This window comes from uncultured Campylobacter sp., assembly GCF_937997595.1.
Classification (GTDB): Bacteria; Campylobacterota; Campylobacteria; order Campylobacterales; family Campylobacteraceae; genus Campylobacter_B.
Genome location: NZ_CALKTS010000304.1, coordinates 20,433 through 31,170, shown reverse-complemented (window position 1 = coordinate 31,170; position 10,738 = coordinate 20,433). Strand labels below are relative to the sequence as shown.

The window sequence follows — 10,738 nt, the reverse complement described above, 5'->3', positions numbered from 1 at the left end:
CAAAGCATTTTGATCTACAACAAAAACAAAAGATACCTGATCGATATGCAAACGGGCAAAATCACCTTCCCTAGAAGCGACGTTGAAAATAGCATTGTAGCCGTTTTGCTCTGCGCGCCGTATTGGAATTTAATGCGCAGCAGAACCGTCACGGCAGATCAAATCGAGGATATGCGCTTAGAGAAAAAAGAGGTAAAAAGCGCAAATATTTTTAAAATTTTCCTAGCGGTGATTAAATTTTTTAGGATGAGTTCCAAAAGCGCTAGATTGGGGCGGCGCATTAATGATATCCAAACAAGATATTATCTCTACGTCTTTGGAAGCTTCGGCTCGACGGGATTATATTTTTATGACAAACAAAAGCGCGACGAAGTACGCAACGCCATACGAGAATGCGTACTTAAATTTAGCGCCAAAAATATAGATAGGAATTTATTCTGAGATGATAATTATAAATCGAATGTTTTCTGGCGGCTATTTGAACGAGAGCTTGGGGCACGAAATCATCAATCTTTTTAAGGCAGATAACGGCAGGCACTACATCTACGTAAATCCCTACGGCACGATAAATGAGGATGCGAAGGATGCACACAAAGTTCTTTTAGTGCGTGCTATCTCGAAACATTGTTTTGAAATTTTAGCTTGCGCTAGCGAGTTAAAACTGCTTTTGAGCGATGAGCTTTTTGTCTGCGGCAGAAAGCGCGGCGCTAAAGAGGAGCTTAAAAGACAATCCGAAATGATTGAAGCACAAAATATCGCTTACGGCGGTGTGCTTCTAAACGAGCTATTTGAAAGCGAAAACGATAGCCCCAATGCGGCGTATATAACGTTTGAGACGTCGAATTTTAAAAAACCAAGATTTAAATTTTACATCGTTGATGATGAGAAACTGATAGACGAAACGCATTTTTTAGTGCCATTTAAATTTTCCTCGCAATCTTTAAAGCAATATGTCCAGGGCGAAAGCGCGCTGGATAAAATTTTCGCGCCCGAGCTTTGGCAAGAGAACGATACTACGAAGCGGATCGGGCTAAATGAAATTTTAAATTTCAAAGCTAAAGAGCAAAATATCTTAGAGATAATCGGCAAGATGGACGATGAGTTAAGCTTTTCAAATTGGATAGTCTATTATTTGCGAAACGATGCGCAGCTATTTTTAAAATTTGCGAGCGAAATTTTACGGCTAAACATAAGCGAGGACGCGCAAATTTTAAGAGAATACAAAAATATAGATATTTTCATAAAAGATCAAAACCACGCAATCGTCATCGAAAATAAGATCAAATCCGGTATCAACGGGATAAGACACGATTTGCAAAGCGGCGTAATACGCTCTCAGCTAGATAAATACTCAAAGATTGCCGATAAGCAGGATTCAGGCGGCAGAGCAAAGTGTTTTTTGCTTCTACCTGATTATAGCTATGCGGATAGAGAGTTGGCAAAATTTGATGAGTATGGGCGCTATTCGGTCATAAGATACAGCGTGCTTTTAAAATTTTTTGAAACTCACGAATGCAGCTTCAAATTCTACGACGAATTCAAAGACGCGCTGCGAAAGCATGCGAGCGAATACAAAAAGGATTTTTATGAAATTATGGGAGAGCGGCTAATTATGACGATTTTACGGCATAAACAAGGTGCGTGATAAGTCACGTATTTTTTAAAAAATAAAGGAGAAAAAATGGAAACCGTTCATAACATAGTTTCGGTGCTGACGCCAATTACTCTAGTTATACTTATAGCACTTTTTATCAAGTGGAGAAGAGCATTTCGGAATGCAGCTGTATTTTTATTTATATTAAGCTTAGTGAGCTTTTTAATTACCGATTGGCTTGGAGTAAATATAGATATCGCAGGGCTTATAAGTATGAGTATTTTTATTGGTATATCAATAATGATGCATTCGGGTGTAATAAAAGATGAAATGGAAGCTAAAGAGAAAGCCGAAAAAGAAAGACTGGAAGCCGAGGAAAAAGCAGAAAGAAAGCAAATAAGAGAAGAAAGACTAAAAAGAGAGGCTGAGGAGGAGGCTAAACGAAAAAGGATCCGAGCCAAAGAGGAAGCTGAAAGACAAAGAATAAAAGCTGAAAAAGAAGCTGAAAGGCAACGACAAATAGAAGAACATAAAAAAAATTTTTGAGCGTTTAAAAGAAACAATAATGCAAATAGACGATGAAAAAGAATTAGATGAGCTTAAAGAAAATGGCAAAAAAATCAGACTAGTAGTAAAAAATATCGAAGAACAGGGGGAAGATTTCAAAAGAACGGAATATGAATTTCTAAGAAAAGCTGAAAAATACGGCGCAAATTTAATCTCGATAAAAGAAAAAGCCTTAAATAAAACCCAAGTAGATACTGGCGAGCGCGAAGAAATAGAGACGATAACCAAAACAGGGCAGCCGAGAAAGGTAAAAAGGGCCGTTATGAAGGATGTGGAATTCTATAAGATTGTGGGTGATTTTTATAAGATGGCGGATTAAATTCGCCTTTGAATTCCAATAAGCGATTAAAGCGATTAAATAGATTTAAAGCAACATTTAGCTATTATCACGCTTCATTTTTTCACAAAGGAAACCTAATGTTAGAAGGTATCGTTAGAGATAGTATCGGTAAAAGGGCTTCAAAATCCCTAAAACGAGATGGTTATCTAATCGCTAATATTTATGCGAAAGGATTTGAAAATATTAACGCAGCGTTTAAAGTAAACGACTTTATCAAGGCTATGCGTGCAAAAGAAGATCTTCCTTTCGAGGTTAGCGTGGGCGGTAAGACATATCGCGTTATAGTGCAAGAATACCAAAAGCACCCTGTCACAAATACCCTAACTCACGTAGATTTGCGAGTAGTTCAGGATGACGTCGTAAGCAAATATTTAGTGCCGGTTAAGGTAACTGGCGTCGCTAAAGGACTAAAAAACAAAGGTATTTTGGTGCAATCCAAGCGCCGTATCGCCGTAAAATGCGCAGGCAAAGATCTACCAAACGATTTTACGCTGGATGTAACCGATCTTGATGTAGGCGATTCGCTTTTGATCCGCGACATCCCCGTAAAAGAGGGCGTCAGCATCATCCTAGACGGCTCAGTAGCGGTAGTCGGAGTTACTTCGGCTAAATAGGGGCGCCTATGATACTGATCGCAGGACTTGGGAATCCTGCTCAGAAATACGCAGATACCAGACATAACGTCGGTTTTATGCTAATCGACGAAATTTTAAAGACGGGCGGCTTTAGCGAGCTCGGCTCGTCTAAATTCCAAGGCGAGCTTTTTAAAAAGGGCTCGCTTCTTCTTTTAAAACCCCAAACTTTTATGAACTTAAGCGGCAACTCCGTAAAGGCGGTGAATGATTTTTATAAGCCCGAGCGCATCATTGTGGTGCACGACGATATAGATTTGGATCTGGGCGCCGTTAAATTTAAAAAAGGCGGCAGTAGCGGCGGGCACAACGGGATCAAATCGATCGACGCGCTAATCGGCGCGGATTACGAGCGCGTGCGTATCGGCGTGGGTAAAAAACAGCAAGGGCAGGATGCGGCAAATTTCGTGCTTGGAAATTTTAACGAAAGCGAGCGCGAAAAGCTAGGCGAAATTTTACCCTACGTCGCGCGCGCGGTAGAGGAGCTCATTTGCTCGGATATAGAGCAGATCGCGCAAAAATTTACGATTAAAAAGGCTAAGGCGTGAAGTTATACGTAAAATACGCGGCTCTTTCCTATCTGAAGTATTTTTTTATCCTTCTAATAGCCCTTGAATGCTTTTACGTAGGCATCGATGTGCTTACCAATCTCAAAGATTTTCCTTCAAGCGCGAATACCGCTCTTTTGTATATCGCTCTAACCGCAGCGGTCGCGCTTAGCTACACGCTGCCGCTAAGTCTTATTTTTGCGCTTATTTTGATGGGCTTTAATATGATCCGTAGCAACGAGCTGGTGAGCTTTTATGCGCTTGGAGTTAGCAAAAACGCTCTGATAATCCCTCCATTTTTGATCGCACTTGCGATTACTGCAGGCTTTATAGCTTTAAATTCCACCCCGTTTGCATACGCATTAAAATTTCAAAAGAATTTAACCGATTTATCGCCTACGGGGGGAGATATGTTTTTGAAATTTGAGGGTAAATATATCTACATCAAAGCTCTAAACGGCAAAAACGCAAATGATATAACGATCTTTGATATGGGTGATAACTCCGTTGCTTCACGCTCGCATGCAAGCTCTGGCGAATACGCAGGTAAAATTTGGCATCTGCGCGACGTAAATACTACTACTTTACCAGCGCAGCTTAAACTTGGAGGAAGTGGATTAAAAAGTAAGCTTAGCGCGCAGAGCGAGGCGCTTAAGGGCTTTGATCCAAGCTCAATTGCAAGCGTTTATGATACGAGTAATGTATATTCGATCAGGGATGCTTTGCGTTCGATCCGCACCTTTTCGCATCAAGGCGTGAATATCTCCACTATAAAAGCAAGTCTTTATAATATGATATTTTTTCCGTTATTTGCGCCTTTAGCGGTATTGGTGCTGTATTATTACCTGCCCGTTACGGGGCGATTTTTTAATCTCGCGCTGCTAAGTTTTGGATTTTTTATCGCTACGCTATGCGCCTGGGGCGTGCTTTTCGTGTTAATTAGGTTTTCTCTCAACGGCGTCATCATCCCAGAACTTGGCATTATCGTGCCCATAACAGCGTTATTAGGCTTTGCAGCATTTTTGGTTTTTAAGCATCGTTAAGCCTTGATTTGTTAGAATGGCGCAAAAATTTATCGGTGGAAATTCTATGGATTATTCAAGCTTAGCCCGCAAATACGGCACTCCTTTATACGTTTACGATTTTAACGAGATACAAAAGAATTTCATAGCGCTCAAAGAGGCCTTCGCAGCGCGCAAGTCGCTCGTTTGCTTCGCGATTAAGGCAAGCTCGAATTTAAGTATTTTAAAATTTCTATCGGATCTGGGCAGCGGCTTTGATTGCGTCAGCATCGGCGAGCTGCGCCGCGCTCTGTATATCGGCGCAAAGAGCTATAAGATTATATTCTCTGGCGTCGGCAAGCAAGACAGCGAGCTAGAATTTGCGCTAAAGTCGGACATCTTGCTGATAAATTTAGAAAGCGAAGCCGAGATGCTGCGCTTAGAGCAAATCGCGCAAAAGCTAAATAAGCCCGCTCGCATCAGCATCCGCGTAAATCCGAACGTTGACGCCAAGACCCACCCCTACATCTCCACGGGGCTAAATGAGAACAAATTCGGCGTCAGCATCGAGACTGCGCGCAAGATGTATATCTACGCCAAAAAGAGCAAATTTTTAAATCCCGTCGGCATCCACTTTCACATCGGCAGCCAGCTTACGGAGATCGCGCCGATCTGCGATGCGGCAAAGATCGTAAGCGATCTGCTGCGCGAGCTGCGAGCCCTTGAGATCGATATAAAGTTTTTCGACGTGGGCGGCGGCATCGGCATCCGCTACGAGGATGAAAAGCAGATCGTGCTCTACGACTACGCGCAGGGGATTTTGCGCAGCCTAAGCGGGCTAGATGTCACGATCGTGTGCGAGCCGGGGCGCTTCATCGCGGGGGCTGCGGGGGTATTTCTTACCCGCGTGCTTTACGAAAAACAAAACTGCGGCAAGCGCTTCGTTATCGTTGACGGCGCGATGAACGATCTCATACGCCCGAGTCTCTACGGCGCGCACCATAAAATCGAGCTTGTAAGCGAGCAGAATTTCGCCTGCGAAAGCTGCGCGAGCCAAAACGACACCGAAAATTCTACGGCACGAAATTCCTCTCAGCAAAGCGGCATTACGCAAGATTTAGCCGAGAATTTCACGGCGCAGAATTCCACGCATAGCAAAGCTTTCGGCATCGAGGCTAAGTCCGCTTCAGAGGATTTCGCACCGCAAAATTCTACGCCGCAAAACGGCGTTTCACAAAGCTTGCAAGGAAATTTCGAGCCACAGAATTCCTCTAATCTAAGCTCCGCCGTGGATAATTCTGCGCCGCAAAGCTCTGCAGAGAGCTTAAGCCTCTGCGACGTCGTAGGACCGATCTGCGAAAGCGGCGATTTTCTAGCCAAAGGGGTGAGCTTGCCCTGCTTGCAAAGCGGCGATCTGCTCGCGATCAAAAGCGCCGGCGCCTACGGCTTTTCGATGTCGAGCAACTACAACACCCGCTGTCGCGCCGCCGAGGTCGCAGTTTACGACGGGCAGGACCGCCTAATCAGAAGGCGCGAGAGCTTTGATGATCTAATCGCGCTCGAAAAGGATCTCGTATGAGCCGCGCGGCGAGCCGTCCAAAACGGGGCACGATCTTAAATTTCAAATCCGAGCGCGCAGAGGCTTTAAATTTTAATGCCGCAACGAGCGCGGCCCTAAATTTTAAACGCACCGCCGCTTTAAATTCCGAGCCTAAATGCACCCGCGCTTTAAATTTCAAATCTAAACAAAATGCGCCTCTAAATTTTACGGCAAAACAAAGCCCCGTTTTAAATTTTAACCGCGCCCCTTTAAATTTCAGATCCCGCTGCGACGAATTTTATCGCGCCTTCTTAGCGCGCGGAAGTTGCGGCGCGGCAATCGCAAGCGATGAAATTCTAAGATCGCGCGGTCAAAATTTCAAAGCGTGTCGCAAAAGAGGCGTCGTGAAATTTTTAAAATCGAAATTTAGGGGCGAGCAAAAGGAGGGTTGTGATGCAAAACATCGATGATCTGCGCGTTTGTATCGATAGGCTGGATGATGAAATTTTGCGCCTTATCGACGAGCGCATGGGGTTTGTCAAAAAGATCGGCGAGCTGAAGCAGACCGCGGGCAGCGCGATCTACCGCCCGGAGCGCGAGCGCTCAATCATCAGCAGGCTGGACGGCGGAAAGGCGCGAAATTTAAGCAAAGAGGCGATCGAGGCGATATTTTTTGAAATTTTCTCGGTTTCTCGAAATTTAGAAAAGCCGCAGATCGTTGCGTTTTTGGGGCCTTTCGGCACCTATTCGCACCAAGCCGCCAAGAGCCGCTTCGGCGCGGTAAGCTCCTATCTGCCGCTCTCAAACATCGAGGCGGTCTTTAAGGAGCTTGATAGCGGCGAGGCCAAATACGGCGTCGTGCCGATCGAAAACAACACCGAAGGCGCGGTAGGCGCGACGCTTGATTGCTTGCGAAAATACGAGGGCGTCAAGATCGTCGCCGAAATTTATATGGATATCCACCACTGCTTTGCGAGCCACTGCGACGACGTAAGCACGGTGGATCAGATATTCTCGCATCCGCAAGGATACAATCAGTGCCTTAAATTTTTAGACGATCACGGCCTTAGCGGCGTTAAATTTACCGCGACCAAATCGACCGCGCTTGCGGCGCAGATGGCAGCCGCCACGCCGCACTCCGCCGCGATCTGTTCCAAGATCGCCGCCGATCTTTACGGCGTGCCGATGATGTTTCAAAAGATCGAGGACAACTCCGCCAATCGCACGCGATTTTTCGTACTGAGCGACTTTAAAAACCAAAAGAGCGACCGCAACAAAACGAGCATCCTAGCCAAAACAGACGACCGCCCGGGCGGACTTGTGGACTTTTTACAGATGTTTCGCAACGAGGGGATAAATTTAACCAAATTAGAAAGCCGCCCTGTTAAGCTTAGGGATTTTAAATGCATCTTTTATGTCGATTTTGAGGGGCACATCGACGACGAACGCGTGGCGCGCGTGCTGCAAAACGCGCAGAAAAACGGCCACGAAATCACATGGCTGGGAAGCTATATAAACGGAGGGGAGTGATGAAATTTAACGAATTTGTAGAAAATCTAAGCAATTACGAAGCGGGCAAGCCGATCGAGCTTGTGGTACGGGAGTTTGGTATCCGCAAGCAGGACGTGCTAAAGCTTGCCAGCAACGAAAATCCTTTCGGCACGAGCGAGGCGGTGCAGGAGGCAATCGCACAAAACGCGGCACGCGCGCATCTTTACCCTGATGATTCGATGTATGAGCTAAAAGGCGCGCTCGCCTCGAAATTCGGCGTAGAGCCGCAAAATATCATCATCGGCGCGGGCAGCGATCAGATCATCGAGTTTGCGCTGCATGCCAAGCTAAATTCGCGCCGCGCGATACTGCAAGCGGGCGTCACTTTCGCGATGTACGGCATCTACGCAAGCCACTGCGAGGCCAAGGTTTACAAAACGAGCGCGCAGGAGCACGATCTAGCCGAGCTTTTAAAAATTTATAACGCGCACAGGGATGAAATTTCGGTCATCTTTTTGTGCGTGCCGAATAACCCGCTTGGCGAGTGCTTGGATGCGGAGGCAGTGTATAGGTTCGCCAGCAGCGTGGATGAGGACACGCTTTTGGTGATCGATGCTGCGTACAACGAATTTGCGGCGTTTAAAGATGAACGCAAGAGGCTTGATCCTAAGCTTTTAATTCAAAATTTTAAAAACGTGCTCTATCTAGGCACCTTCTCGAAGGTCTACGGCCTGGGCGGTATGCGCGTAGGCTACGGCATCGCGCCGCGGCAAATCATAAGCGCGCTTTATAAGCTGCGACCGCCTTTTAATATCACGACGCTTAGCCTTGCAGCAGCGATCGCGGCGCTAAAAGACGAGGCTTTCGTGCAAAAGAGCCTACAAAACAACGCCACGCAGATGAGCCGCTTTGAAGATTTTGCGCGCGAGCGAAATTTGGAATTTATCCCTAGCTACGCAAATTTCATCACGTTTAAACTTAGCCCGCCGCTAGATAGTAGCGAGCTTTGCGATAGGCTTCTGCGCCGCGGCATCATCATTCGAAATTTAAAAAGCTACGGGCTAAACGCCGTGCGTATCACGATCGGCATGCCTGAGCAAAACGATCGCGTCTTGGGCGCTTTGGGAGAGATTTTGAGTGGATATTAAAAATAAAAGCCTAGAGGAGCTACGGGAGCTTTGCACGCAGATCAGAGCGCGCATCATCGAAGTCGTTAGCAAAAACGGCGGCCATCTAAGCTCAAATATGGGCGCGGTCGAGCTCATCGTGGCGATGCACTACGTATTCGACGTCACGAGCGATCCGTTTATCTTCGATGTGAGCCATCAAAGCTACGCGCACAAGCTTCTAACGGATCGCTGGGAGGAGTTCGGCTCGCTTAGGCAGTTCGGCGGTATCAGCGGCTACACGAAGCCTAGCGAGAGTAAATTTGATTACTTCGTCGCAGGGCACGCCTCGACGTCGATCTCTTTAGCCGTGGGCGCGGCAAAAGCGATAAACCTAAAGCACGAGGATCGCGTGCCGGTCGTACTCATCGGCGACGGCTCGATGAGCGGCGGCATGACTTACGAAGCGATGAACGAGCTCGGCGATCTGCGCCTGCCCTGCGTCATCATTCTAAATGACAACAAAATGAGCATCAGCAAGCCCATCGGTGCCTTTAGCAAATACCTAAGCCAAGCGATGGTGGGCGAGACATATCAAAAATTTAAATCCCACGTAAGAGAGCTGCTCTCCCACGCTCCGCAAAGCGCTACTTACATGGCAAAGCGCTTTGAAAATTCCTTAAAGCTCATCATTCCGGGGATGTATTTTGAGGAGCTTGGGCTCGAATACATCGGCCCGGTCGATGGCCATAACCTAGCTGATCTCATATCGGCGCTAAAGACGGCAAAAAGCGCGCGCAAACCCGTCGTCGTGCACGCTCAAACGATCAAGGGCAAGGGCTATGACAAGGCCGAGGGATATTTGGAGAGCTGGCACGGCGTAGGGCCTTTCGACATTCAAAGCGGAGAATTTAAGAAAAAATCCGCCGCCAAAAGTGCCACGCAAATTTATGCCGAAGCGCTTTTAAATTTGGCCGCCAAGCATGAAAACGTCGTGGGCGTAACTGCCGCGATGCCAAGCGGCACCGGCATGAATAAACTGATCGAGAAATTTCCCCACCGCTTCTGGGATGTAGCGATCGCCGAACCTCACGCGCTAAGCTCGATGGCTGCGATGGCGCGCGAAGGTTTTAAGCCGTACGTTACGATATATTCGACCTTTATGCAGCGCGCGTTTGATCAGATCGTTCACGACGCGGCGATTATGAATCTAAGCTTAGTCCTTGCGATGGATCGCGCGGGCATCGTGGGCGAGGACGGCGAGACGCACGAGGGGGTCTTTGACGTGAGCTTCTTAAACGCGATCCCGAACGTCAGCATGTGCGCGCCGCGGGACGAGGCGAGCTTTAAACGGATCATCGAGTACTCCTACACGCACGAAGGGGTTTTGGCGATCCGTTATCCGCGCGGAAGCTTTATCTTGGGCTGCGACGAGACTAGTGCATCTGCAGTAGAGCTTGCAAAATCGGTGTTTGTAAAGCGCAGCGATAGCGCGCACGTAGCGCTCATCGGCTATGGAAACGGCGCGGGCAGAGCGTATAAAACGGCCGAGGCGCTGGAGGGGCAGATGGAGGCGGACGTCGTAGATCTAGTCTTTGCAAAGCCTTTAGACGCCGAGTTTTTGCGAAGCTTAGCTCGCAAGGATAAAATTTGGTACGTCTTTAGCGACAATGCCAAAAAGGGCGGCATAGGTGAAATTTTAAGCGCATTTTTGCAGGAAAATGAAATTTCGGACGTAAAGATCGTGAGCTTTGAGTTCGGCGATATGTTTTTGCCGCACGGAAAGACCGCCGACGTAGAACGCAGCTTGGGCTTGGACGTGAAAACTCTAACCGAGCGAATATTAAGTGATAAAAAGTATTAGTTAATATCAACTTTGTTTAAAGTAAAATTTGATAATATCACTTTAAAATTTTTTG

Annotated in this window: 12 protein-coding genes; all 12 read left to right on the top strand. The window is 46.8% G+C overall.

Going from position 1 to position 10,738, the window contains the following annotated elements:
- A partial coding sequence (locus Q0614_RS10355; protein ID WP_298788540.1) for a hypothetical protein occupies positions 1-441 on the top strand: 441 nt, incomplete at its 5' end.
- Between the two features lies 1 nt (position 442).
- The gene (locus tag Q0614_RS10350) at positions 443-1,645 is read left to right on the top strand and encodes a PD-(D/E)XK nuclease family protein (RefSeq protein ID WP_298788538.1); all 1,203 of its coding nucleotides are present in this window, start codon (positions 443-445) and stop codon (positions 1,643-1,645) included.
- A gap of 36 nt (positions 1,646-1,681) precedes the next feature.
- Positions 1,682-2,140 carry a hypothetical protein gene (locus Q0614_RS10345; RefSeq protein ID WP_298788537.1) on the top strand — a complete coding sequence of 153 codons (459 nt, stop codon included), beginning with the start codon at positions 1,682-1,684 and terminating at the stop codon, positions 2,138-2,140.
- Between the two features lie 19 nt (positions 2,141-2,159).
- Positions 2,160-2,480, top strand: a complete 321-nt coding sequence (locus tag Q0614_RS10340) for a hypothetical protein (RefSeq protein ID WP_298788535.1) — start codon at positions 2,160-2,162, stop codon at positions 2,478-2,480.
- A gap of 98 nt (positions 2,481-2,578) precedes the next feature.
- Positions 2,579-3,115, top strand: a complete 537-nt coding sequence (locus Q0614_RS10335; RefSeq protein ID WP_297964461.1) for a 50S ribosomal protein L25/general stress protein Ctc — start codon at positions 2,579-2,581, stop codon at positions 3,113-3,115.
- 8 nt (positions 3,116-3,123) lie between these two features.
- Positions 3,124-3,681 (top strand): aminoacyl-tRNA hydrolase, encoded by a 558-nt coding sequence (gene pth / locus Q0614_RS10330; RefSeq protein WP_298788533.1) that lies wholly within the window; start codon positions 3,124-3,126, stop codon positions 3,679-3,681.
- Entirely contained in the window at positions 3,678-4,724 is a 1,047-nt protein-coding gene (locus Q0614_RS10325; protein ID WP_297950785.1) for an LptF/LptG family permease, read from the top strand. The genes pth and Q0614_RS10325 overlap by 4 nt, the downstream gene beginning before the upstream one ends.
- A gap of 16 nt (positions 4,725-4,740) precedes the next feature.
- Positions 4,741-6,261: a diaminopimelate decarboxylase gene (gene lysA / locus Q0614_RS10320; RefSeq protein ID WP_298788531.1), complete on the top strand. Its 1,521-nt coding sequence runs from the start codon at positions 4,741-4,743 to the stop codon at positions 6,259-6,261.
- Positions 6,258-6,692: a hypothetical protein gene (locus tag Q0614_RS10315; protein ID WP_298788529.1), complete on the top strand. Its 435-nt coding sequence runs from the start codon at positions 6,258-6,260 to the stop codon at positions 6,690-6,692. Before lysA ends, Q0614_RS10315 begins: the two co-directional genes overlap by 4 nt.
- Positions 6,676-7,752: a prephenate dehydratase gene (gene pheA, locus Q0614_RS10310; RefSeq protein ID WP_298029288.1), complete on the top strand. Its 1,077-nt coding sequence runs from the start codon at positions 6,676-6,678 to the stop codon at positions 7,750-7,752. The genes Q0614_RS10315 and pheA overlap by 17 nt, the downstream gene beginning before the upstream one ends.
- Complete coding sequence (hisC, locus tag Q0614_RS10305; protein ID WP_298788527.1) at positions 7,752-8,861, top strand: histidinol-phosphate transaminase; 1,110 nt, start codon at positions 7,752-7,754, stop codon at positions 8,859-8,861. Before pheA ends, hisC begins: the two co-directional genes overlap by 1 nt.
- Complete coding sequence (dxs, locus tag Q0614_RS10300) at positions 8,851-10,683, top strand: 1-deoxy-D-xylulose-5-phosphate synthase (RefSeq protein ID WP_298788526.1); 1,833 nt, start codon at positions 8,851-8,853, stop codon at positions 10,681-10,683. The genes hisC and dxs overlap by 11 nt, the downstream gene beginning before the upstream one ends.
- Positions 10,684-10,738: the final 55 nt, after the last annotated feature.

Bases quoted from the DNA above. Each gene is read 5' to 3' on its own strand.
- Q0614_RS10335 (WP_297964461.1), top strand. From the start codon at position 2,579: ATGTTAGAAGGTATCGTTAGAGATAGTATCGGTAAAAGGGCTTCAAAA.
- pheA (WP_298029288.1), top strand. From the start codon at position 6,676: ATGCAAAACATCGATGATCTGCGCGTTTGTATCGATAGGCTGGATGAT.
- Q0614_RS10345 (WP_298788537.1), top strand. From the start codon at position 1,682: ATGGAAACCGTTCATAACATAGTTTCGGTGCTGACGCCAATTACTCTA.
- pth (WP_298788533.1), top strand. From the start codon at position 3,124: ATGATACTGATCGCAGGACTTGGGAATCCTGCTCAGAAATACGCAGAT.
- hisC (WP_298788527.1), top strand. From the start codon at position 7,752: ATGAAATTTAACGAATTTGTAGAAAATCTAAGCAATTACGAAGCGGGC.
- lysA (WP_298788531.1), top strand. From the start codon at position 4,741: ATGGCGCAAAAATTTATCGGTGGAAATTCTATGGATTATTCAAGCTTA.
- Q0614_RS10315 (WP_298788529.1), top strand. From the start codon at position 6,258: ATGAGCCGCGCGGCGAGCCGTCCAAAACGGGGCACGATCTTAAATTTC.
- Q0614_RS10340 (WP_298788535.1), top strand. From the start codon at position 2,160: ATGCAAATAGACGATGAAAAAGAATTAGATGAGCTTAAAGAAAATGGC.
- Q0614_RS10350 (WP_298788538.1), top strand. From the start codon at position 443: ATGATAATTATAAATCGAATGTTTTCTGGCGGCTATTTGAACGAGAGC.